The organism is Arthrobacter sp. 2RAF22, from assembly GCF_052115325.1.
GTDB lineage: Bacteria > Actinomycetota > Actinomycetes > Actinomycetales > Micrococcaceae > Arthrobacter.
In genome coordinates this window covers 26,695-49,835 of sequence record NZ_JBFRGL010000009.1, presented here as the reverse complement: position 1 = coordinate 49,835, position 23,141 = coordinate 26,695, and the positions used below count along the sequence as shown (strand labels likewise).

General features: G+C 65.5%; 24 protein-coding genes. 4 read left to right on the top strand and 20 right to left on the bottom strand.

Going from position 1 to position 23,141, the window contains the following annotated elements:
• Positions 1 to 35: 35 nt before the first annotated feature.
• Genes AB4068_RS09305 through AB4068_RS09275 form a run of 7 tightly spaced genes read right to left on the bottom strand, consistent with a single transcriptional unit; the run spans position 36 to position 6,329 of the window.
• The gene (locus AB4068_RS09305) at positions 36 to 491 is read right to left on the bottom strand and encodes a molybdenum cofactor biosynthesis protein MoaE (protein ID WP_236816685.1); all 456 of its coding nucleotides are present in this window, start codon (positions 489 to 491) and stop codon (positions 36 to 38) included.
• Positions 481 to 981, bottom strand: a complete 501-nt coding sequence (locus tag AB4068_RS09300; protein WP_306962839.1) for a MogA/MoaB family molybdenum cofactor biosynthesis protein — start codon at positions 979 to 981, stop codon at positions 481 to 483. The genes AB4068_RS09305 and AB4068_RS09300 overlap by 11 nt, the downstream gene beginning before the upstream one ends.
• Entirely contained in the window at positions 978 to 1,526 is a 549-nt protein-coding gene (gene moaC, locus AB4068_RS09295; RefSeq protein ID WP_306962838.1) for a cyclic pyranopterin monophosphate synthase MoaC, read from the bottom strand. Before moaC ends, AB4068_RS09300 begins: the two co-directional genes overlap by 4 nt.
• Entirely contained in the window at positions 1,514 to 2,734 is a 1,221-nt protein-coding gene (locus AB4068_RS09290) for a molybdopterin molybdotransferase MoeA (RefSeq protein WP_284989340.1), read from the bottom strand. Before AB4068_RS09290 ends, moaC begins: the two co-directional genes overlap by 13 nt.
• Before the next feature lie 46 nt (positions 2,735 to 2,780).
• Entirely contained in the window at positions 2,781 to 4,340 is a 1,560-nt protein-coding gene (locus AB4068_RS09285; protein ID WP_284989341.1) for a molybdopterin-dependent oxidoreductase, read from the bottom strand.
• Positions 4,337 to 5,605, bottom strand: a complete 1,269-nt coding sequence (locus tag AB4068_RS09280) for a sensor histidine kinase (protein WP_441433218.1) — start codon at positions 5,603 to 5,605, stop codon at positions 4,337 to 4,339. The genes AB4068_RS09285 and AB4068_RS09280 overlap by 4 nt, the downstream gene beginning before the upstream one ends.
• Entirely contained in the window at positions 5,592 to 6,329 is a 738-nt protein-coding gene (locus AB4068_RS09275) for a response regulator transcription factor (protein ID WP_059387814.1), read from the bottom strand. Before AB4068_RS09275 ends, AB4068_RS09280 begins: the two co-directional genes overlap by 14 nt.
• A gap of 172 nt (positions 6,330 to 6,501) precedes the next feature.
• Between AB4068_RS09275 and moaA the strand changes: the two genes are divergently transcribed.
• The 3 genes from moaA (at position 6,502) to AB4068_RS09260 (ending at position 8,277) form a co-directional block, all read left to right on the top strand.
• Positions 6,502 to 7,632, top strand: a complete 1,131-nt coding sequence (moaA, locus tag AB4068_RS09270; protein ID WP_441433217.1) for a GTP 3',8-cyclase MoaA — start codon at positions 6,502 to 6,504, stop codon at positions 7,630 to 7,632.
• A gap of 4 nt (positions 7,633 to 7,636) precedes the next feature.
• A complete protein-coding gene (locus AB4068_RS09265) occupies positions 7,637 to 7,903 on the top strand; it encodes a MoaD/ThiS family protein (RefSeq protein ID WP_441433216.1) in 267 nt (88 codons plus the stop codon).
• A gap of 80 nt (positions 7,904 to 7,983) precedes the next feature.
• The gene (locus AB4068_RS09260; protein ID WP_306962826.1) at positions 7,984 to 8,277 is read left to right on the top strand and encodes a hypothetical protein; all 294 of its coding nucleotides are present in this window, start codon (positions 7,984 to 7,986) and stop codon (positions 8,275 to 8,277) included.
• Between the two features lie 25 nt (positions 8,278 to 8,302).
• Here AB4068_RS09260 and AB4068_RS09255 read toward each other — a convergent pair whose 3' ends face one another.
• The 9 genes from AB4068_RS09255 to truB form a co-directional block, all read right to left on the bottom strand.
• Positions 8,303 to 8,764 (bottom strand): DUF1579 family protein, encoded by a 462-nt coding sequence (locus tag AB4068_RS09255; protein ID WP_284989347.1) that lies wholly within the window; start codon positions 8,762 to 8,764, stop codon positions 8,303 to 8,305.
• Positions 8,765 to 8,851: 87 nt separating this feature from the next.
• Entirely contained in the window at positions 8,852 to 10,195 is a 1,344-nt protein-coding gene (locus AB4068_RS09250) for a M16 family metallopeptidase (protein ID WP_441433215.1), read from the bottom strand.
• A 154-nt stretch (positions 10,196 to 10,349) separates the two neighbouring features.
• Entirely contained in the window at positions 10,350 to 12,602 is a 2,253-nt protein-coding gene (locus AB4068_RS09245; protein ID WP_284989349.1) for a polyribonucleotide nucleotidyltransferase, read from the bottom strand.
• A gap of 254 nt (positions 12,603 to 12,856) precedes the next feature.
• Complete coding sequence (rpsO, locus tag AB4068_RS09240; RefSeq protein ID WP_028266602.1) at positions 12,857 to 13,126, bottom strand: 30S ribosomal protein S15; 270 nt, start codon at positions 13,124 to 13,126, stop codon at positions 12,857 to 12,859.
• 199 nt (positions 13,127 to 13,325) lie between these two features.
• Positions 13,326 to 14,180 (bottom strand): tryptophan 2,3-dioxygenase, encoded by an 855-nt coding sequence (kynA, locus tag AB4068_RS09235; RefSeq protein WP_441433214.1) that lies wholly within the window; start codon positions 14,178 to 14,180, stop codon positions 13,326 to 13,328.
• Positions 14,181 to 14,189: 9 nt separating this feature from the next.
• On the bottom strand, positions 14,190 to 15,173 hold the full coding sequence (locus AB4068_RS09230; RefSeq protein ID WP_284989351.1) for a bifunctional riboflavin kinase/FAD synthetase: 984 nt from the start codon (positions 15,171 to 15,173) through the stop codon (positions 14,190 to 14,192).
• A 116-nt stretch (positions 15,174 to 15,289) separates the two neighbouring features.
• Positions 15,290 to 15,739, bottom strand: coding sequence for a hypothetical protein (locus AB4068_RS09225; RefSeq protein WP_441433213.1), 450 nt, complete (start codon positions 15,737 to 15,739; stop codon positions 15,290 to 15,292).
• A 2-nt stretch (positions 15,740 to 15,741) separates the two neighbouring features.
• Positions 15,742 to 16,095: a hypothetical protein gene (locus AB4068_RS09220; protein WP_284989353.1), complete on the bottom strand. Its 354-nt coding sequence runs from the start codon at positions 16,093 to 16,095 to the stop codon at positions 15,742 to 15,744.
• Between the two features lie 2 nt (positions 16,096 to 16,097).
• A complete protein-coding gene (gene truB, locus AB4068_RS09215) occupies positions 16,098 to 17,018 on the bottom strand; it encodes a tRNA pseudouridine(55) synthase TruB (protein ID WP_441433212.1) in 921 nt (306 codons plus the stop codon).
• 86 nt (positions 17,019 to 17,104) lie between these two features.
• Between truB and AB4068_RS09210 the strand changes: the two genes are divergently transcribed.
• Positions 17,105 to 18,259 (top strand): pyridoxal phosphate-dependent aminotransferase, encoded by a 1,155-nt coding sequence (locus AB4068_RS09210; protein ID WP_441433211.1) that lies wholly within the window; start codon positions 17,105 to 17,107, stop codon positions 18,257 to 18,259.
• Between the two features lie 3 nt (positions 18,260 to 18,262).
• Here AB4068_RS09210 and AB4068_RS09205 read toward each other — a convergent pair whose 3' ends face one another.
• The 4 genes from AB4068_RS09205 to AB4068_RS09190 all read right to left on the bottom strand — a co-directional run bounded on the left by AB4068_RS09205 (position 18,263) and on the right by AB4068_RS09190 (position 22,953).
• A complete protein-coding gene (locus tag AB4068_RS09205) occupies positions 18,263 to 18,748 on the bottom strand; it encodes a nucleoside deaminase (RefSeq protein ID WP_284989356.1) in 486 nt (161 codons plus the stop codon).
• 116 nt (positions 18,749 to 18,864) lie between these two features.
• Positions 18,865 to 19,374 (bottom strand): 30S ribosome-binding factor RbfA, encoded by a 510-nt coding sequence (rbfA, locus tag AB4068_RS09200; RefSeq protein ID WP_441433210.1) that lies wholly within the window; start codon positions 19,372 to 19,374, stop codon positions 18,865 to 18,867.
• A gap of 235 nt (positions 19,375 to 19,609) precedes the next feature.
• Positions 19,610 to 22,459, bottom strand: coding sequence for a translation initiation factor IF-2 (gene infB / locus AB4068_RS09195; protein WP_284989357.1), 2,850 nt, complete (start codon positions 22,457 to 22,459; stop codon positions 19,610 to 19,612).
• Positions 22,460 to 22,611: 152 nt separating this feature from the next.
• Positions 22,612 to 22,953, bottom strand: a complete 342-nt coding sequence (locus AB4068_RS09190; protein WP_059387822.1) for a YlxR family protein — start codon at positions 22,951 to 22,953, stop codon at positions 22,612 to 22,614.
• Between the last annotated feature and the right edge of the window lie 188 nt (positions 22,954 to 23,141).

The following is a 23,141-nucleotide window of genomic DNA, read 5'->3' as shown; positions in this document are numbered from 1 at the left end:
CGGGTTTTTCGCCCCAACGTGGGGTCGCCGGGAAGCTACTCCCCTGCCCCGACCCACTCGACCGTGCCGTCGCTGAAGAACTGTTCCTTCCAGATGGGCACTTGCGCTTTGATCCTGTCCACGAGCTCCGAGCACACTGCGAAAGCCTGTCCTCTGTGTGCAGCGGCAACGGCGCAGACGAGCGCAGGTTCGCCAATCTCCAGCAGGCCGATCCTGTGCGCTGCCCAGATCCGTACAGGCTGGGCTGCCTCCCCCGAGTGCTCTGCCACGAGCTTCGCGACGACGTCGGCCATGACCTGGTGCGCCGTGGGGTGGGCGCTGTAGCTGAGCCTGTCGACGGGTTTGCCGCCGTCGTGGTTCCGGACCACGCCGCTGAAGCTCACTACCGCTCCCGCCGTGTCCGATTCAACCGCCGCTATGGCCTGGTCAACGGAAATCGGCTCCGCGCTGAGGATCGCGCTGATGACTTCGAAGTCGGTTTCAGTGGTCATGGCTTCCCTCCAACTGATCGCATAGGTGGGCGATGACAGGATCAAGGACGGCAAGGCCGTCCATTACGCCCTTCGGTGAGCCCGGCAGGTTCACGATGAACGTCTTGCCGGCTGTACCTGCATGGCCCCGGCTCAACATCGCCATGGGGGTCTTGGCGGCACCGGCGCGCCGGATGCCTTCCATGAGCCCCGGTATTTCTCGGTCAAGCAAAGGCAAGGTGACTTCCGGAGTGCGGTCATCGGGGCTCAGACCGGTACCGCCGCTCGTAATGACGACGGCGGGTTCCAGGGTCAGCAGCGCCCGGATGGCGGCACCGACCGGCTCCCCATCCGGCACTACCATGACGGGGAAGGTCTCGTAGCCGTGTTCGACCAGCCAGTCCAGGATCACGGGGCCGCTCTTGTCCTCATAGATTCCTGCCGCGGCACGGTTGGAGGCGATGACCACGCCGGCCTTCCGCGGCCCACGGACGGGTTCGCAGGCGTTCATGTGCGCTCTCCTTCGCCGGGCGCGCCGGACGGGGCGGGAACGGCCCAGTCGCCGCTCTTTCCGCCGCTCTTGGCCAGCACCTGGATGCCGCTGATGACTGCGTGCTTGTCCACTGCCTTGATCATGTCGTAAACGCTCAAGGCGGCCACCGATGCCGCAGTCAACGCTTCCATTTCCACGCCCGTGACGCCCCTGGTCTTCACCGTTGCCAGGACAACCACCGTGTCCGGGCCGAGTTCGAAGTCCACGGTGACCTTGGAAATCGGCAGCGGGTGGCACAGGGGGATGAGTTCGGGCGTCTTCTTGGCTGCCATGATGCCCGCAACGCGCGCTACCGCGAGGGCGTCGCCTTTCGGAAGCTCACCGGCGCCGAGCAAGGAAAGCACCTCGGCGGTGCTGTGGACGGTGGCCGTGGCGGTCGCCTCCCGTGTGGTCACGGCCTTCCCGGAGACGTCGACCATTTGGGCTGTACCATCTTGGCGCAAATGCGTAAGGGCGCCGCCGACCATGCCGGCGGGTTCTGGAGTGTCGTTCACAACATCCATACTTCCACTTCCGCCCCGGCGTCGAGTTCCGTGACGGCCGCAGGCACCTGGACGAGCGCGTTCGAGTTGGCCAGCGCATGGATGAGATGGGAGCCGGCACCGCCCTCCAGCCGGACTGTTCCCCCCGGAAGCAGCGTTCCGCGGCGGACCTGGTGTTTTCCGGCGGGCGAAGTCAAAGACTCCGTAAGGCGGGCCTGCAGGCTGGGCCGCAAGGCGGGGATTCCGACCACGGCGGCGAGCGCCGGGCGAAGGAACATTTCGAAGGACACGAGGCAGCTCACGGGATTGCCCGGGAATCCCAGGAAGGGCACGCCGTCGAACATTCCGATCCCCTGGGGGCCGCCGGGTTGCATGGCCACCGACACGAATTCGACGGCGTGGCCCATCATCGCCTGCCGGACCACTTCGTAGGCTCCTTTGCTGACGCCCCCGGTGCTGACGATGAGATCGACGGTCCCGCTCCGGCCGCGGAGGAGCGCCAACAGCTCGGCGGGATCGTCGCCGCTGATTCCCGTCCGTGTGACGTGGAGGCCGGACTGCAGCATGGCGGCTTCGAGCAGGGTTCCGTTGGAATCGTAGATCTTGCCTGCCGGCAGGGACGTGCCGGGCTCCACGACTTCGTCGCCCGTGGTCACCAGGAGCACGCGCACCGGCGTGCGGACCTCGACGGCGGTCATCCCCAAGGCGGCGAGCAGCCCCAATTGCCCGGGCCCGAGGGCAGTTCCTGCGTGCAAGGCGACGGTTCCCGCGGTGATGTCGCTCCCGGCGTCGCGGACGAACGTTCCCGGCTCGGTGGTGGGAAGACGGACAGTTGCTGGCACGCCGGGGACGGGAAAGACATCAGGCAGGGCCTGTTCGATAGGCACGACGGCGTCGGCCCCCTCGGGCATCATGGCGCCCGTCATGATCGGGGCTGCGGTGCCCGGGATGAGTCGGACCGGTGCCGCGCCGGCCGGGACCGGGTCCACGACCGTCAGCTCCGCACCGGCGTCGCTCCCTGCGTGGGGGGCAAGGTCGGCTGAGCGGACGGCGAACCCGTCCATCTGGGAGTTGGCGAACGGCGGCAGGCTGAGCGGGGCCAGGACATCGGCGGCAAGTACCCGGCCGAGCGCCCCCATCAGCGGAAGCTCCTCGGTGCCCTTCGTGTCCGCGAGGCCGGACAGCAGCTCCTGGACGGCTTGGCGGTGTGCTGCGACGGATCGTGCCACGAGGGTTCCTCCCGGATTGGTTCGCTCAGACTTTCACAGCCTAATGTCAGTTGGCGGTGACATGGATGGTGTGGAACCCCGTGGCGCCGTCCGGGGCGACGGGAGTTTGGGCTTCGGGCTGCGGCGTACCCGTGGCATCGGTGGCACGGACCTGGACTTCATGGTTCCCGGAGCCCAGCTCAAGGCCCAGCTGCCATTGGTACCACGTATCCGACGAGATCCCGGGCGCGAGCTTGGCTTCCTGCCACTTGCCGCGGTCGACGCGCAGCTCCACCCGGGAAACGCCGCGGTGTTGAGCCCACGCGACACCGCCGAACTGGACCGTTCCCGCCTTTACTGAGCGGCCGTCCCGGGGCACGTCGATGCGCGACTGGGTCTTGATGGGACCGTGGTCGCTCCAACCGCGAGGGACCCAGTAGCCCTGATCGTCGGCGAAACGCGTCACCTTCAGTTCGGTCAGCCATTTGGTGGCCGAAACATAGCCGTAGAGGCCCGGGACGACCATCCGGACGGGGAAGCCATGCTCCAGCGGCAGGGGTTCGCCGTTCATTCCGACGGCGAGGATCGCGTCCCGATTGTCGGTGAGCGCCTCGAGGGGGGTTCCGGCGGTCCAGCCGTCAGTGCTGCGGGAGAGCACCATGTCCGCACCGGGCTTCGGTCCGGCCATGGCGAGGAGTTCGCGGACCGGCCAGCCCAGCCAGAGGGCGTTGCCGATCAGGTCTCCGCCGACTTCATTGGATACGCACGCGATGGTCACGTGACGCTCGATCATCGGCTTCGTCAGCAGGGTGGCGAAATCCAAGGTGACTTCGCGTTCCACCAGGCCAGTCACCTTGAGGGTCCAGTCCGGCGGATTCACGGCAGGCGGGATCAGCGCGGTGTCGATCCGGTAGAAGTCGGGGTTCGGCGTGACGAGCGGCTGCAGGCCCGCCAAGGTGAGGGCGGCGCCGTCGGGAACCTTTTGCGGGGGCGTCACCGGGGCAGGAAGCGCCACCCCGCGGCGGAAATCGGATGCCACCGTTCCCGCCCTCCGCACGAGGGTCGTGACGATCCCCGCCGCCGCCGCTGCTATCGCGGTTCCACCCAGCAATTGCATAAAGCTTCGGCGCGCCAAGGGCATGTCGCTTGCAACGGGCACGGGTCGCCAGGTTTCCAGCCGCTGGATCAGGAGCCGGAGGAAAAGCATGGTGACGATCGTGGCCACGACGGGGGCAATTGCGGCTGTCGGCGCGGCTTGGGCACGGGTCAGCACTGCAGCCAGCCCCGCAGCTCCAGCGAGCAAGGCGAGCGCCAGCCCCGCTCCTTTTCGCCGATACTCCAGCAGTCCTGCTACCGCGGCAAGGACCAAGGTCACCAGGGCGATGCTGACAATCAGGGCAAGTTTGTCGGCGGTGCCGAAAAGGTTGACGGCCAGTTCCTTGGCCCAACCCGGCACGGCGTCGATGACCACACCGCCCAACGCGGTGACCGGTGAAACGGACGGGCTCAGGAACCCGGCCAGCAACTCGCCGGCCGCCACCCCGAACCCGATGGCCACCACGCCGCACGCCGCCGCCCACCGGACGGCCGTCCTGGTACCGGCTTTCTTCGAAGTGGTCCTGCTCATAATGTGCCTGCCTGTTTGGGGCTCTCTGACGGAACGGTGTCCGCGTGGACTGTCTGCTTCGGAAATACCTCGGCGTGGGCCGGGGCGGCCTGTGCACCCGACGGAAGGCGGAGCGTGAATCGGCAGCCCTCGCCGGTGTTCGCCACCGTGACCGTGCCGCCGTGAGCCTTCACGATGCCTGCCACCATGCTGAGCCCCACGCCTGCTCCGCTGTATCGCGGTGGACCCCCTTCCACAGGCTTCCCCGCTCCCCGGGAACGGTCCTTTTGCCAGCCGGTCTCGAAAACGTGGGCGAGATCCTCCTCGTCGATGCCTCCGCAGCTGTCCACGACGTCGACGACGGCGTCGCTCCCGTCGCGTCCGACGCGAACCATGACCCCGCCGTCGGGCCGGCTGTAGATGATCGCGTTGAGCAGCACGTTCCGGACTGCCCGTCCCAGGCTGGGGCCGTCCGCGACGGCCATGCACTCCCGGTCGCCGCCGCCGTCGAGCCGGATGCCGCGTTGGGCGGCGAGGGGCGCGAGATCGGCGATGGCGTCGCTCACGAGGTCGTAGAGGTCGAGGGATTCTGCGCTCAGGCGGAGCGTTCCCGCCTGGATTTTGGACAGTTCCAGGAGGTCGTTGACCATGACCGCCATCTGGTCCGTCTGGGCGATGATCTTGCGGTAGTACGCGGGGATGTCGGAGGCCATGCCATCTTCCAGCGCTTCGGCCATGGCCCGCATGCTGGCCAAAGGGGTCCGGAGGTCGTGCGAGATCCAGGAGACCAGTTCGCGGCGGGCGGTTTCGACGGCGGCTTCCCGTCGCCGGGATTCCTCAAGTTTGACGCTGCTCGCTTCGAGTTCCTGGGCTAGCTGGGCGAGCTCGGAGTTCATTGCCGGTCCGGCCCGCCGCGATCCCGATTGTGGCAGGAAGGAGCCATCGAGGGCTTCTCCGCTGCCGAGGCGCCGCGTTGCTGCGACGAGCCGGATGGCGTTGCGGGACACCCCGGCCCCGAGGACCAGGGAAATCGCGATCGCCACGGCCGAGGCTACCCCGAGGATGTACCACATGACTTCGAGGTCCAGGGCGGAAATGAACATCGCATTGAAGGCGCTCACCATCCCTGCCACGAGGACGGCAACGGTGGCCACCACCACGAGGCAAATCTGGACCAGGATCGACGCGCCACGCAGGAAACGCAGCAAGGCAAGGGTCAAGGCGCCGATGAGGACAGCCCACAACAGCATCCAGCCCAGGATGGTGAACATTTCAGCCGGCTGCATGTCCACCTTCCTTCGCGTCAAAGCGGTAGCCGACTCCCCAGACCGTTTTGAGCAGCATCGGGGTGGTGGGGTTGTCTTCGATCTTTTCCCGCAAGCGACGCACGTGGACGGTCACAGTGGACAAATCCCCGAAGTCCCAACCCCACACTGCCTTGATGAGATCCTCGCGGCTGAACACCTGGTTGGGCCGGCGGAGGAGGAACGCCAGCAGATCGAACTCACGCACCGTAAGCATCAGGGGTTTGCCATCCTGGAGCACTGTGCGCGAGGCAGGATCCAATTCGAAGCCGGCGAGTTCGACTGGCGGTTCCGGGCTGAATTCCCGGATGCTCCGGCGCAGGACGGACTTCACGCGGAGGACCAACTCGCGGGGTGAGAAGGGCTTGGTGACATAGTCGTCCGCTCCGCTTTCCAATCCCAGGATCCGGTCGTCTTCCGTGCCGAGGGCGGTCACCATGATGATCGGTACGCTCATGGCCAGGCGGAGCCTGCGGCACACTTCCACGCCGTCGAGTCCGGGCAGCATCCGGTCCAGGATGACAAGGTCGGGCCGCCTGGCGGCCGCGAGGCTCAGCGCGGTGAAGCCGTCGCCCGCGAGATCGACTTGGAAGCCTGCCTGGACCAGGTAGTCCCGGACGACGTCGGCGATGGTCTGTTCGTCTTCGACCAGCAGGATGCGCCGATTGCCGACGTCGGCACCGTGCGGGGCGGGCTGCGTGTTCACACCTTCAGCATAGATTCGCGTGGTGCCCGCGGTAGGTGTTCCGGGCGTCCACGGGCCAACCGTATGCATTCCGTAAGAAGTCACCTCTTGCGTTGCCTTCCGCGGGAGCGGATGACGAACGTGACTGGTGGCCGATATCACGCTCGGGCCCTGCCTGGCGTAGCCTGAACCCATGAGTGTTCAGCTAGGCATGCCGTTGCCCCCTACGGGCGATGGGACGGGAAGCAGCGTGTCTGCTCCTCCGCCGCGCCCTGCCGGAACTCCTCCGGGCCTGTTCGACCGTTACGGACGCCGGGCCACCGACATGCGCTTGTCCTTGACCGACAAATGCAATCTCCGCTGCACCTACTGCATGCCGGCCGAAGGCCTCGAATGGTTGTCCAAACAAGCCGTGATGACCGCCGCCGAGATCGTCCGGCTGGTGCGGATCGGCGTCGAACACCTCGGGGGCCGCGAACTGCGCCTCACCGGAGGCGAGCCCCTGGTCCGCGCCGACCTGGTAGACATCATCACCGCCCTCCGCCAGGCGCACCCCGATCTGCCGATCTCCATGACCACCAACGGCGTCGGACTCGACAAGAAAGCGGCGGCGCTCAAGCAAGCCGGACTCACCCGCATCAACGTGTCCCTCGACTCCCTCCACGAAGAAACCTTCACGAAGCTGACCCGGCGGCCTTTCCTGGACAAGGTGTTGGCCGGCGTCGACGCCGCCCGGGCCGCAGGCCTGGGACCGGTCAAGATCAACGCCGTCCTCATGCGCGGAATCAACGACGCCGAGTCCCCCGAGCTCCTGGCCTGGGCAGTGGAGCGCGGCTATGAACTGCGCTTCATCGAACAAATGCCGTTGGACGCCGACCACGGCTGGACCCGGCGCGACATGATCACGGCAGCCGAGATCCGCGAACTGCTTTCCCGCGACTTCGTGCTGGCCCCGGACCCGCGCGAACGCGACGGCGCACCGGCGGAACGATTCGAAGTACGACGGCGGGACCCGGCATCCGTCCAAGCCACCGGTCCGCTCCTGGGCACCGTCGGCATCATCGCCTCCGTCACCGAACCGTTCTGCTCCGATTGCCGGCGCACAAGGATCACCGCCGAAGGCAAGATCATGAGCTGCCTGTTCTCACGCGAAGAATTCGACCTGTTGGGACTACTCCGGTCCGGAGCCAGCGACGAGGAACTCGCCCAACGCTGGCAGGACGCCATGTGGATCAAACCCAAGGCACACGGCATGGACCACACCGGCCTCGGCGCACCCGACTTCGTCCAACCAGACCGCAGCATGAGCGCCATCGGAGGCTGAGGCTTTGCTCGTAAGATACTTCGCTGCCGCGCGCGCCGCGGCAGGCGTCGAAGAGGAACACCACGATCTCCCGGACGGAACCAGCTTGGACGGGCTGATCGCGGCCGTGCTCGCCGTCGAACGTCCGGAACCATTGGCCGGCACGCCGCCCCTGGCCCGGATCATTTCGCGCAGCAGCTTCCTGCGCAACGAGATAGCGGTCCGCGACCATTCGGCGGCCCTCGGTGCGGACGACGTCGTTGACATCCTCCCGCCGTTTGCCGGGGGCTGAGCCGGCCACGGCCGGAGGGTAGCTCCCGGGGTCCAAGGAGCCTACGCTGTGCCTATCCGCGCAACAGCAAAGGAACAGCCATGTACACCCTCCTGATCGAACACGCCGTGAACGACTTCGACGCATGGAAGCGGTCGTTCGACTCGGATCCGGCAGATCGCGCCGGCTCCGGCGTTGTTTCGTACAGGGTCTCCAAGCCCGTGGACGATTCCCAGCGGGTCCTGATTGAGCTTGATTTCGCCGAGCGGGAGCGTGCTGAATCAATGCTGGACACCTTGCGGACACGGGTGTGGAGTGGACCTGGAAGGCCGGCCTCGCTCGACGGCATGCCGGATGCGCGGATCGTTGAGTCGTTGGAGGCCAAGGTCCTCTGAACGCTGTGCCTGCCGGACGTGTGCCTTAGACGCGCCTGCACACAGAGACCATGAACGGGCTGAACGTCGGGGCATCCCCGAGCCTCAGTTCCGCCGTGTGGGTCAGCACGCCGCCGTCCACCTTGAAGGTGTGGCGCGCGGTCCCGCGAGGACTACGCCGCTCAAGCCTGAGCGTGCCGTCCTCCCAATGCCCGCGGGCCGGAGCTTCCGGTGGCCGGCCCATACTGTCCACGTAGTACCAGAGGGTCTCTCCGTGGTCCGGGTCAACGGTGAAGACACCGTGGCCCTCGAAATGGGTGCCGTCAGGCTCGATGTGCCGGTAGCTCTGCACCAAGGCGTAGCCTCCCGCCGCGCGCGAGAATGTCACCTCGGCGTCGGCGGTCCGGGCGGGTCCCCAGGGCGAGGCCGCAAGCTCGGTGCTCCCCCGCCAATGACCCAGGAATGCCTCCAGCGCAGTGTGTGCATGACTCTTCAATGGCTCGTTCATGGCGACTCCTGCGCGGGACGATGGATACGTCACCATCATGTTCCCGATCGAGCAGGCGCGTCCAGCCTTCCCCACCCGGACGCGGGTTCAGAGGCCGAACGTCTCGGATTCCTCGAAGGGCCCGACGACGGTTACGGTGCGGGGGGCTTCGGCGAGCACCCGGGCGAGTTCCTGGACCTGCTCGGCGGTGACGGCCTTGATGCGGTCCAGCGTTTCGTCGATGTCCTGGAATTCGCCGGAGACGAGCTCGGCGCGGCCGAGGCGGGACATCCGCGAACCGGTGTCTTCAAGGGCCAGGACGATTCCGCCGCACAATTGGCCGACGGCCTTGCGCAGTTCCTCGTCCGTGATTCCGTCGGCAGCGAGCTTGTCCAGCTCGGCGCCCAGGAGTTCCAGGACCTGCTTGACCTTCGACGGCGTGCAGCCGGCGTACATGCCGAAGTAGCCTGCGTCAGCATAGGCGGAGGCGAAGGAATAGGTGGAGTAGACGAGGCCCCGCTTTTCGCGGATCTCCTGGAAGAGGCGCGAAGACATGCCACCGCCAAGGACAGCGTTCAGGACGCTCATCACGAAGCGCCGATCGTCGGTGGCCACGATCGAGGGGCAACCCATGATGATGTTGGCCTGCTCCACGGGACGCTTGATCACATGCAGTCCTGCGGTACCCGTGATGTCCGCCCGCTCGGTGGAGCGGCGCTCAACGGGGGCAGCGGTCTCCTTCAGCTCCCACCCGGCCGTCCGCAAGGCATCGAGCACGAGGCGGCACACGATGTCGTGGTCCAGGCCGCCGGCAGCGGTGATCACGATTTCGTCGGGTCGGTAGTAGCGCTGGTAGTGTGCCCACACCGAATCGCGGGACACAGCCTTGATGGCGGCAGGGGTGCCCCCGATCGGTCGGCCCAGCGGATGCACACCGAGCACTGCGGCCACGAAGTTTTCATGTGCGACGTCGGTGGGGTCATCGCTGTCCATGGCGATTTCCTCAAGGATCACGTCGCGTTCCTGCTCAAGTTCCGCAGGATCCAGCACGGCGCCGGTGATCATGTCCGCGATGACGTCGATAGCCATCGGAAGATCTGTGTCCAGCACCCGCGCAAAGTAGCACGTGCTTTCCTTCGCGGTGGCCGCGTTCGATTCACCGCCGACCTCGTCGAAAGCGGACGCGATCTCCAGGGCTGTGCGCTTCTTGGTGCCTTTGAACAAGAGGTGCTCAAGGAAGTGGGTGGAGCCGTGCTGGCCGTCCGCCTCGTCCCGGGAACCGACACCCACCCAGAATCCGATGGTTGCGGATCGCTGCCCGGGCATGGCCTCTGTGAGCACCCGGACGCCTCCCGGAAGCACTGAACGCCGGACAACGGAGCCGCCTTCGGCGCCATGGATCAATTCGCCGCCGGGCACGGTCTGCGCCAATGGGAGGGGTACGACAGTCATCAAGACCTTTCAGTTCTGCGGGAAATCATGGGTGCCAAATCTGGCTGCAATCGTACCAGCGGGCGCATCGCCCCCGGGACGGGAATCCGTTGTTAAAACCGGGCAGGACCGGTGGACATGTCCACCGGTCCTGCCGCGTGTTTGCCGGTTCAGGCTACTCGGCGGAAACTTCAGCCTCTTCGGCGGGAGCTTCCTCGGAGACGGCGCCTTCTTCCTCGGCCACAACCGGGGAGAGGGAGAGCTTGCCGCGGTCGTCGATCTTGGTGATCTCGACCTGGATCTTCTGGCCCACGGAGACGACGTCGTCGACGTTGTCCACGCGCTTGCCGCTGGCCAGCTTGCGCAGCTCGGAGATGTGCAGCAGGCCGTCCTTGCCCGGGGTCAGGGAAACGAACGCACCGAAGGTGGTGGTCTTGACGACCGTGCCCAGGTAACGCTCACCGATTTCCGGGATCTGCGGGTTGGCAATGGCGTTGATCGCGGCGCGGGCTGCTTCAGCAGACGGACCGTTGGTGGCGCCGATGTAGACGGTGCCGTCGTCCTCGATGGAGATGTCGGCGCCGGTGTCTTCCTGGATCTGGTTGATCATCTTGCCCTTGGGGCCGATGACCTCACCGATCTTGTCAACGGGGATGTTGACGGCGATCACGCGCGGTGCGAACTCGGAGAGCTCGTCCGGGGTGTCGATGGCGGCGTTGATGACGTCCAGGATGTGCAGGCGGGCTTCGCGGGCCTGCTTCAGGGCTGCGGCCAGGACCGATGCGGGGATGCCGTCGAGCTTCGTGTCCAGCTGGATGGCCGTGACGAACTCGGAAGTACCGGCAACCTTGAAGTCCATGTCGCCGAAAGCGTCTTCGGCGCCGAGGATGTCGGTCAGGGCAGCGTAGCGGGTCTGACCGTCAACCTGGTCGGAAACCAGGCCCATGGCGATACCGGCAACGGCGGCCTTCAGCGGCACGCCTGCGTTGAGCAGGGACAGCGTGGAGGCACAGACGGAACCCATCGACGTCGAACCGTTGGAGCCGAGGGCCTCGGACACCTGGCGGATGGCGTACGGGAATTCCTCGCGGGACGGGAGAACCGGAACCAGGGCGCGCTCTGCGAGTGCACCGTGGCCGATTTCGCGGCGCTTCGGGGAGCCGACGCGGCCGGTTTCACCGGTGGAGTACGGCGGGAAGTTGTAGTTGTGCATGTAGCGCTTGCGCGTGACAGGAGACAGCGAGTCGATCTGCTGTTCCATCTTGAGCATGTTCAGCGTGGTGACACCCATGATCTGGGTTTCTCCRCGCTCGAAGATGGCGGAACCGTGAACGCGGGGCAGGACCTCTACCTCGGCGGTCAGCTGGCGGATGTCCGTCAGGCCGCGGCCGTCGATGCGGATCTGGTCCTTGAGGATGCGCTGGCGGACAACCTGCTTAGTCAAGGAGCGGAAGGCTGCGGACAGTTCCTTCTCGCGGCCCTCGAACTCGCCGGCGAGGGCGCCAAGGACTTCGTCCTTGAGTTCGTCGGAGGCGTTGTCGCGGTCCTGCTTGTCGGCGATCTGGAAGACAGCAGCAAGCTTCTCGGCAGCGGCGGCTTCAACAGCGGCGTAAACGTCGTCCTGGTAGTCCAGGAAGACCGGGAATTCAACCGTGGGCTTGGCAGCGCGGGCGGCCAGGTCAGCCTGGGCCTCGCACAGGGCCTTGATGAACGGCTTGGCAGCCTCGAGGCCCTCGGAAACGACCTCTTCGGTGGGAGCGGTGGCGCCCTGTTCCTTGATGAGGTTCCAGGAGTTGTCCGTGGCTTCGGCTTCAACCATCATGATGGCGACGTCGTCCCCGGCGATGCGGCCGGCAACAACCATGTTGAAGACGGCGTTCTCGAGCTGGGAGTGCTTCGGGAAGGCAACCCATTCGGTGCCCTGTTCGTCGGCGATGAGGGCAACGCGGACGCCGCCGATCGGGCCGGAGAACGGGAGGCCGGAGAGCTGGGTGGACATGGACGAGGCGTTGATGGCCACGACGTCGTAGAGCTCGTCCGGGTTGATCGCCAGGACGGTCACGACGATCTGTACCTCGTTGCGCAGGCCCTTGACGAACGCGGGACGCAGCGGGCGGTCCATGAGGCGGCAAGCCAGGATGGCTTCGGTGGACGGGCGGCCTTCACGGCGGAAGAACGAGCCCGGGATGCGGCCGGCGGCGTACATGCGCTCTTCGACGTCGACGGTCAGCGGGAAGAAGTCGAAGCCTTCACGCGGGGACTTGCCTGCGGTGGTTGCGGACAGCAGTGCGGTGTCTTCGTCGATGTAGACCATCGCGGCGCCGGCTGCCTGCTTGGCGAGGCGGCCGGTTTCGAAGCGGATTACACGCTTGCCGAAGCGGCCGTTGTCGATGATGGCTTCTGAGAACTGGATTTCGGGACCCTCCATTGAGAGTCACCTCCGTTTCTTGTTTAGCGGAAGTCCTCCCGCATCGACCCAGGCCAGCGTCTGTTCCTGGCCTGTACGACACCCGGTCATCGATCGAGACCCACGGGCTGTGCCTTCATCACAGAAGGCTGCTCCCGGGGATCACTACCGAGGACCGCGAATGCGCGATGCGGTTGAACTCCTGTTAAGTGTTGGATTTAGTTATGGAGAAAAGGCGGCCCGTTCCGCGGAGGATCGGGCCGCCCGAAGTCAAACTAGCGGCGCAGGCCGAGGCGCTCGATGAGCGCACGGTAGCGGGCAATGTCAGTCTTCTTGAGGTAGCCCAGCATGCGCTTGCGACGACCAACCATGGCCAGCAGACCGCGCTGGGTGTGGAAGTCGTGCTTGTGCTCCTTCATGTGCTCAGTCAGATCCTTGATCCGCTGAGTCAGGACTGCAATCTGGACCTCCGGCGAACCAGTGTCGCCCTTGGACGTTGCGTATGCCTCGATGATGGACTGCTTAACAGCGGCTTCAAGTGCCACGTGAACTCCTAGAGTTGTGCCGTGCGTCCCGATTCAGCGCCTCGCTGCCGGGTTGTAATGCGCCGATGACCGCACACAAAACAGGTCCAGCCGCCACGGACTGCAGCCGGATCCATCCCTCAGTTTACCGGCAGCCCGGCAATCTTGTCGAAAGCTGCCGTGTGACCCTCATCAAAGCCTCTTCAACGACGGCCGCCGCTCACTGCCCGATCTCGGTCCGGACGGCGAAAAGCTCAGGGAAGAACGTCAAGTCAAGGGCCTTCTTCAGGAAGGAGACACCGCTCGAGCCTCCGGTTCCGGTCTTCATGCCGATGGTCCGCTGCACCGTGCGGAGGTGCCGGAAGCGCCACAATTGGAAGTTGTCTTCCAAGTCCACCAGTTCCTCGCACGCTTCGTACGCCGCCCAGTTGTCTACGGCATGTTCGTAGATGTGCTTGAAAAGAGGCAAGAGCTCGGGGGCGAACTCGTGGGCCTGGGTGACGTCCCGATCCAGGACGGACCGCGGAACGTCGTAGCCATGCCGGTCCAGGTAAGCCAGGAATTCGTCGTAGATGCTCGGGGCATTCAGGAGCTCCTCCAGCATGGTCCGGGACTCCGGATCCGATTCGAACACTGGCAGCATTTTGGCGTTCTTGTTGCCGAGGATGAACTCGACCGCGCGGTATTGGCTCGACTGGAAGCCGGAGGCATTGCCCAGGAAGCCACGGAACTGGGAGTACTCGGTGGGGGTGAGCGTTGCGAGCACCGACCATTGCTCGGTGAGCGTCTTCTGGATGTGCTTGACCCGGGCGATGGCCTTGAGCGCGGAGCCGAGGTCGTCCTGGCGGAGCCAGGCGGCCGCGCTGCGGAGTTCGTGCAGGACCAGCTTTAGCCAGAGCTCGGTGGTTTGGTGCTGGATGATGAACAGGAGTTCGTCATGGTGTTCAGGCTGGCTGACAGGTTGCTGGGCGCTGAGCAGCACGGGCAGCTGCAGGTAGGAGGCGTAGCTCATGCGTGAGCTGAAGTCCTTGACGATGCCTTCGTCGAGTGGCCGGGTGTTCTTCTCAACGCTCACGGTAGGGGGCTACTTATCCAGCAGGAGATGGTGGGCTTGGACGACGTCCAGCCGCATCTGTTCCACCAGGGCCTCGGGTCCGCGGTAGGCCACCATGCCTCGCAGCCGCGCCGTAAATTCCACCACGACGGTCTGGCCGTAGAGGTTGAAGTCCTCCACCGCCTCCTCGGGGCGGTCGATCACGTGAGCTTCCACCTGGCGGCTCACGCCGTCGAACGTGGGGTTGGAACCCACTGAAATCGCGGCTGGCCAGCGGGTTCCGGATTCGTCCACGAGCCAGCCGGCGTAGATTCCGTCCGCCGGTACGTAGCCCGTGGCGCCGTGGTCGAGGTTTGCGGTCGGAAAGCCCAGGGCGCGTCCGCGCGCAGCGCCATGGACCACTTCGCCGCGCATCCTGTGCGGGCGGCCGAGGACGGCGGACGCGGTCTCGACGTCGCCTTCGGCAAGGGCCTCGCGCACCCAGGTGGAGGAACAGCGGCGGTCCGTGCCGCCGTCGTCGTGTACTGGAAAGCCTTCCGCGCCGAACTCGTTGACCACGTGGACGCCGAATCCGAGTTCCTTGCCCAATTCCTGCATGGTGCCGACGTCGCCGGAATTTCCCACGCCGAAACGAAGATCGTGGCCCACAACGACATGTGCTGCGTGAAGCCCGTCCAGCAGGACCTTGACGACGAATTCCTCGGGCGTCATGGCGGCAAGCGTGAGGTTGTATTTCATGACGAGGACGGCGTCCACGCCCGTGCCGGCCAGGGCATCGAGCTTGTCCTGCAGCCCCATGAGGAGCTCCGGCGCGGAGTCGGGCCGATGGACCAGTGCCGGGTGGGGATCGAAGGTCACGACGACGGACCGCGCACCGTGCTGCTTTGCCGTGCGCAACAGTTGCGTCAGCACTTGCTGGTGTCCGCGATGGACGCCGTCAAAGTTGCCGATGGTCACGACGCTGGGACCGAAATCCTCGGGGACCTCGGTGGGATCGTTCCAGATGTGGACCATCAACCTCGCCTTTTACTGCTGGTATTCACTATGCCCGGTGCCTGCTCCGGCGCCGGAATTCTCTAAGGTTACCCGCTATCCCACGGCGCCCTTGCCCCGTGGCGGAGCTCCGATTTCTACTGCGTGAGTGGTGCCGGACGCCGACGGTAGAGCCACAGTAGTCCCAGGACCGGCAGGATCAACGGCACAAAGCCGTATCCACGTCCGAACAAGGACCACACAGTGTCGTGCGGGAAAGCCACCGGATCGAAAAGGCTGATGGCGCCAACCACCACCACGCCGATCATCTCAACAAGGACGGCCGCGAGGGACACCTTGAACCACGTGCGGCCTGGCTTCGCGAGGGAGACCGTCGCCACGATGTACACCACGGCGGCGAAAGCCGAGAGGATGTGGGCCAAGGGAGCATCCGAGAACTTGGTCAGGATCTGGTAGCCGGCACGGGCCGTGGCCGAGATCGCGAACACCGCGTAGACCGCAATCAGCAGCCTCCCGGGCCCGGTGTTGCGGGTGTCCCGGTTCTTCTTCCCGGTGGTTTCAACAGTCACTTCGTGTGCTTCTTCCAATGTCAGTACCAGATCTGGTTCATGCGGGCCGCCATGACCAATGCGGTGACGCCCACGGCGCCCATGACGAAATTGCTCCAACGGGTCCGCTCCAGGATGGACCAGTACACCGCGACGACGGGGAGGATCAGCGCCGTGATGATGTAGCCCCAGAATTCCCAGGGCTCCCCCGCGATCTTTTCACCCATCGCCACGCGGATGATCGATCCCACCAGATAGACCAGCAGGACGAGTTCGACGGCGGCAACCGACAGTATGGTGACGTCGTTGGGGGCCTTCTTCATGATGCCGGCCGCGACGCAAATGATGGTGGACAACAGGCCCACTATCAGGACAGCGTAAAAGTATCCGTCCATGGTTACTGTGCCTGCTTTTCGTTGTCGGGGGCGAACACCAGGACGGGCTTGGCGAAGCTCCCCRCATCGGCCAACAGCGCCACCAGCTCCCCTGACGGAGAGAACGCGGCAGCCGGGTTCTCGGCGGTGGCCGCGCCGGCCGTGCCGGCAGCGGGTCCCGCGGCGATCCTGCGGCCAAAGGAGATTTCGGTGGTTTCGGCGTCGCTCAGTTCCCGGTTGGGCATGAGCGCCCGGGCGGCGGCGGACATGTCGAGGACTTCCAGTTCCTCGGCAAGCTGTTCGAGGGTGCGGGCTTGCTCCAGGGAGTACGGCCCCACGTGGGTGCGGCGCAGCGCCGTCAGATGGCCGCCGACGCCGAGAGCCTCGCCCAGGTCGCGTGCCAGCGCGCGGATGTAGGTGCCTGAGGAGCATTCGACGGTCACGTCGATGTCCACTATCCTGCCGTCGTCGACCCTCCGGATGGCGTGGATCTCGAAACGGTGGATGGTCACGGGCCGGGCGGCGAGCTTGACCTCTTGCCCCGAACGCACGCGCGCGTAGGACCGTTCGCCGTTGACCTTGATGGCGCTGACGCTGCTGGGGACCTGCTGGATCTCGCCGCTCAGCTGCGCGACGCCGGAACGGATGGCGTCCTCAGTGACTGCGGCGGCGCTGCGGCTTGCGGTGATGTCGCCCTCGGCATCGTCCGTGATGGTTGATTCACCGAGCCGGATGGTGGCGGAGTACGTCTTGGAGGTGCCCACGATGTAGGTCAGCAATCGCGTGGCCTTGTTGATGCCAAGCACAAGCACCCCCGTGGCCATGGGATCCAGGGTCCCCGCATGGCCCACTTTCCGGGTACCGGCCAGTCGCCGCATCCGTCCAACCACATCGTGGCTGGTCCATCCTTGCGGCTTGTCAACGATTACCAGTCCAGAAAGCACGCCTCCCAGTATATCCGCGCCGGGGCATGCATCCTGCGGCCCGCGGCTTCCCTGGACGCTCCGGGACCGCGGCTAAGATGGCTCCCATGCCTGAGCTTGCCGCACACGTCCGCGAAGTGCCCGTGAACCAGATCCGCGAGATCACCGAGGCGGCCTGGAGCACCCCCGGGGCGATCGTCCTCAGCATCGGCGAGCCGGGCTTCGCGCTGCCCCGGCACATCCTGGACGCGGGGATCGCGTGCCTGGACAGGGACGAGACCAACTACACCCCCAATGCCGGAATCCCGGCGCTGCGTGAAGCCTTCGCCGACCGCTTCCGTGCCCACAACCACGTGGATATCGGGGCGGAGCGCGTATATGTCGTGGACGGAGCCCAGCAGGGACTGCACTTCGCCATGAGCCTGCTCCTCTCCCCCGGCGACGAGATCCTGATTCCCAATCCGGGCTACCCGACTTTTGCCATGACAAGCCATTTGTTGCACGCCGTCCCGGTGCAGTATCCGCTCTACCCGGAGCACGAGTTCCAACCCCGCATCGAGGACATCGAGGCCCTGATCACGCCGCGCACCAAGGTATTGGTCCTGAATTCGCCGTCCAATCCCCTGGGCGCAGTGATCTGCGAGGAAACGACGCGCGAGCTCGTGGAATTGGCCGTCAAACACGATCTGTGGATCATTTCGGATGAATGCTACGAAGCCTTCACCTTCGACGTTCCGCACACGAGTCCCGCCCGCTTCGACAGCGCCGTTCCCGGGGAGGCCCGGGTCTTCACGTCCCTGACCTTGTCCAAAACGTACGGGCTGACGGGACTGCGGATCGGCGCACTCATTTGCCCGCCGGGCCTCGAACGGAAGATGAACAACGTCATGGAAGCGATCGTTTCCTGCGTGGCTTCGCCGTCCCAGTACGCTGCCGTCGCGGCGCTGACCGGCCCGCAGGACTATGTGGACACGGCGCGGGAGCACTACCGTTCCAACCGCGATGCCGCCTCGGCGGTGCTTGCCCAGAAGGGCATTCCCTTCCTGGGCGCCCAGGGAGCTTTCTATCTCTGGGCGGACGTCTCGCATGTGAGCGGCGGGGACGTGCGTGCCTGGGTGCGCACCTTCTTGGCAGACTCTGGAGTGGCCGTGGCACCGGGAACCGCGTTCGGTTCCATCGGCGAAGGATGGATCAGGATCGCTTTGTGCGGTGACCAGCAGCAACTGCTCGACGGCGTCGGGCGGCTCCCGGCGCGGACGTGAGCCTCAGTATTTGGTCCGGTTCTTGTGCCCGCGCCAGGCATCGAAGGGAGCCTCGGATGCAGGAACGTCAGTGTGTTGGACGGGCAGCAGGTCGGGCCTGTTGCCGTCGAAATATTCGTAGAACACGGCATCGTCGAAGCCTGCGGCCGCTGCCCCGTGCCGATCGGCGGCAAAGTAGACGCGGCTGACCCGGCCCCATAGGGCCGCCGAGAGGCACAAAGGGCACGGTTCGCAGCTTGAGTAGAGCACCGAGCCGCTGAGGTTGAAGCTCCCCAGTTCCGACGCGGCCCGCCGGATGGCCACTACTTCGGCGTGCGCCGTGGGGTCGTTGTCGCGGGTGACCCGGTTGACGCCGTCGTGGAGCCGTCCGTCCGGGGTGACCACGACGGCGCCGAAAGGGCCGCCGCCGTCGGCCACGTTTTGGACCGCGAGCCGCACGGCGTGTTCAAGGTAGTCTTCGGGACTCTGAGCTGCATCGTGGGCCGCCATGCTCCGATCTTAGCGACGGGCCAGCATTTTGGCCCGGCTTTTCACGGTTAAACACGCAGGACCGGATCCGGCAGTCGCGAGAACTGCGGATCCGGCCCCACCCGGGAAGCGCCGGACTATTTGCCGCCGTCTTCGTCGATGTCTTCATCGGCACGGAGGTCGATGTCTTCTTCGTCAAAATCGTCTTCGTCGATGTCCGCATCCTGCGGGGCATCGCTCTTGTACGGGTCTGCGTCGCCGGCGTGCTTGGCGCCGGCGGCCAGGGCGGCCACCTCGGCGTCGCGTTGCTTGGCGGTGCGCAAGAGCTCCTCAAGGTTCGAGGCGTTGACCGGGATGAGGTCGGCAACGAATTCCAAGGTAGGAGTCAGCCGCACGGTGATGTTGCGGCCCACTTCCTGGCGCAAAACACCCTTGGCCTTCTCCAACGCCCGAACAGCATCAGAATGGGCGGCTTCGTCGCCGAAGACGGTGTAATACACGGTGGCGTGCTGAAGATCGTTGGTGACGCGGGCATCCGTAATAGTGATGCTCTCAACCCGAGGATCCTTGATCCGCCGGCCCAGTGCCTCAGCAACAACAACCTTAATCCGCTGCGCCAACTTGGCAGCGCGTGCCGGATCAGCCATTTCTACTCCTAAAATTTGCGTACGACGGCGCGGTGGCGTCTCGCAATGTTGAGTCTGCATAAGCTGCCACCCACCTGAGGTGAGTCTATGACGATGCCGGAGAGTTGTGGGGGCGCCCGGGAGTGGCATCGGGCCTACCGGAGCTGGGCGGCTCAGGATCGTAGATCCCGGGCCGCCCAGCGTAGGGGCGGGGCGCCCCCACAATTCGGAGGCACCCCGCGCAAAAGCGAATACCTTAGACCCGCGGCTTTTCGCGCATCTCGAAGGTCTCGATGATGTCACCTTCGTTGATGTCGTTGTACGAGCCAAGACCGATACCACATTCGAAGTCCGTGCGGACCTCGGTGGCGTCGTCCTTGAAGCGCTTGAGCGTCTCAACGGTGAGGTTGTCGCCGATGACCTTGCCATCGCGGCTGACGCGGGCCTTCGTGTTACGGCGGATGATGCCCGAGCGCACGATCGAACCGGCGATGTTTCCGAACTTGGAAGAACGGAAGACTTCGCGGACCTCGGCGGTACCGAGCTGGACTTCCTCGTACTCCGGCTTGAGCATGCCCTTGAGGGCCAGCTCGATGTCATCGATTGCCGAGTAGATGACGGAGTAGAAGCGCATGTCCACGCCTTCACGATCGGCCAGTTCAGCCACGCGCTCGGCGGGCTTGACGTTGAAGCCGATGATGATGGCGTTGTCCACCGTGGCGAGGTTGACGTCGTTCTGCGTGATGGCACCCACACCGCGGTGGATGACGCGCAGTTGAACGTCTTCGTCGCCCACATCGATCTTGAGCAGGGCGTCTTCGAGGGCTTCGACCGCACCGGAAACGTCACCCTTGAGGATGAGGTTGAGGGTGTCGATCTTGCCTTCGGCCACAGCCTTGTCGAAGTCCTCGAGGCTGATGCGCTTGCGGCGCTTGGCCAGTGCCGCGTTGCGGTCGGCTGCCTCGCGCTTTTCAGCGATCTGGCGGGCCGTACGCTCGTCGGAGGTCACCAGGAAGGTGTCGCCTGCACGCGGTACGTTGGACAGGCCCAGGACCTGGACCGGACGGGACGGAAGCGCGACGTCGAGGGCGTTGCCGTCTTCGTCGAACATGGCACGGACGCGGCCGTGGGCCGTACCGGCCACGATCGTGTCACCGACGGCCAGGGTACCGGACTGGACCAGGACGGTGGCCACGGAGCCGCGGCCCTTGTCCAGGTTCGCTTCGATGGCAATGCCTCGAGCGTCCTTGTCCGGGTTGGCGCGCAGGTCCAAAGCGGCGTCTGCGGTCAGCAGCACGGCGTCGATCAGTTCGTCAATGTTGATGTTCTGGCGGGCAGAAACCTCAACGAACATGGTGTCGCCACCGTATTCTTCGGGAACCAGGCCGTACTCGGTGAGCTGGCCCTTGACCTTGTCCGGGTTCGCACCTTCCTTGTCGATCTTGTTGACCGCGACGACGATCGGCACGTTGGCCGCTTGTGCGTGGTTGAGTGCTTCCACCGTCTGCGGCATGACGCCGTCGTCGGCTGCGACAACCAGGATGGCGATGTCGGTGACCTTGGCACCACGTGCACGCATGGCGGTGAACGCCTCGTGACCCGGGGTGTCAATGAAGGTGATGTCGCGCGGAGTGCCTTCGTGGACGTGGCTGATCTGGTAGGCACCGATGTGCTGCGTGATGCCGCCGTGTTCGCCGGCAACCACGTTGGTCTTCCGGATAGCGTCGAGCAATCGGGTCTTACCGTGGTCAACGTGACCCATGACGGTGACAACCGGCGGACGCGGTTCGAGGACGTCGTCGCCTTCGGCTTCCAGTTCGGCATCGAGATCGATGTCGAACGAGTCGAGGAGCTCGCGCTCTTCGTCTTCCGGAGAGACAACCTGTACCTTGTAGCCGAGTTCGGCGCCGAGCAGGCCGAAGGTGTCCTCGTCCAGCGACTGCGTAGCCGTTGCCATTTCACCGAGGTGGAACAGCACGGTCACCAGTGCAGCGGGGTTCGCCTCGATCTTGTCGGCGAAGTCCGTGATGGACGAGCCACGACGGAGCCGGACTACGGTGTTGCCGTCGCCGCGGGGTACGGATACGCCACCCAGCGACGGAGCACTCATCTGCTCCAGTTCCTGACGCTTTGCACGCTTCGACTTGCGCTGCTTGCCGCGTCCTGCGCCACCCTTGCCGAAGGCACCTTGGGTACCGCCGCGTCCGCGGCCGCCCTTGCCGAAGCCACCGCCGGCGGGAGCTCCGCCACCGGTGCCTGCACCAGGAGCGCCACCCGGACGGCCGGGGCCGCCACCACCGGGACGGCCAGCGCCGCCCGGACGGCCTGCGCCACCGGGAGCGGGACGCTCGGTGCGGTTGGGCATCATGCCCGGGCTGGGACGGTTTCCTGCGGGGCCACCTGCCGGACGCGGAGCGCCCGGACGGGGAGCACCGGGGCGCGGAGCACCCGGACGCGGACCACCGGAACCGGCTGCGGGGCGGGGACCGCCTGCGCCGGCCGCGGGACGCGGACCGCCGGGACGCTCGCCGTCAGTGCGGCCACCGGAACGTGGCATGCCCTGCGAAGTTGCGAAGGGGTTGTTGCCCGGACGGGGAGGACGCTCGCCGTCGCCACGGCCGCGGGGCATGCCCTGCGAGGTCGCAAACGGGTTGTTGCCCGGACGGGGGCCGCCTGGCCGCGGTGCCTGGCTGCCCGGACGTGCCGGGGCAGGGGCTTCGGCCTTGGGTGCCGGACGGGCGCCCGGTTTGGCGGAAACGGGGCTTGCTGCGGCTGCGGGAGCCGCAGGCGCCGCCGGGGCGGGGGTTTCAGCCTTGGGGGCTGGAACCGGAGCCTTGGGCGCAGCGGGGCCCGGAGCCGGGCGGGATGCTGCCGGTGCAGCAGGGGCAGCGGGTGCCGCGGGGGCTGCAACGCGAGGTGCTGCCGGGGCAGCGGCCTTCGCAGCGCCGGCGCCCGGATAGGCGTCGCGAAGCTTCTTCACGACCGGTGCCTCAATTGTCGAAGAGGCGGAGCGAACGAATTCGCCCAATTCCTGCAGTTTTGTCACTGCATCTTTGGAAGTAATACCGAGCTCTTTGGCGAGCTCATGTACGCGGACCTTGGCCACATTTCTCCTGTCTCGGTCCGCACCGAGCCAGGCACGAACCGTCTAATTCTTACTGCGGGCCCCTGCCGCTAACGCGGCGGATAGGCCCTGTGCAGAGCGCAACAAAGTTGTCATCGTTGCGCACTCATCGCTGGGAACTCATCGGGTTTCCATCAGTTTTCTGACCCGCTTTCAGGTTTGGACGGTTTTCCTGCTTTCACGTGGGTGTCCGCAGGGGGTATGACTGCCGCCAGGTAGCGTTCGACGGCGGTGACTTCACTTGCGCCCGCGAGGGCCCTAGCGAAAGCACGCCGTTTGCTTGCCAGCGTCAGGCATGTGGTGCTGGGGTGCAGCCACGCACCCCGGCCAGCCATCCGGCGTCGTTCATCCACCAGGACGACGGGTGACCCGCCGCCTTCGGCGACAAGCCGGATCAACTCGCTCCGCTTGCCTTGTTTCCGGCATCCGATGCAGGTGCGCACAGGCTGGTGCCTGGTGTGAAGCAGTTCAGTCACTGGGTGTATCAACCTGCCTCAGTGTCTTTGCCTGTCTTCTGCGGTTCTGCTTGGCTCGGCGCCCACCCTCGACTTGCCGGGATTATTGCCCCACAAGCCGCGAGCACGCCAAAGCGCACGGATACCGGGCATAGGCCCGGTTCCATCCATTCTAAGCCCCCGAGTGCCCGGCCACCGAATCCACAAGG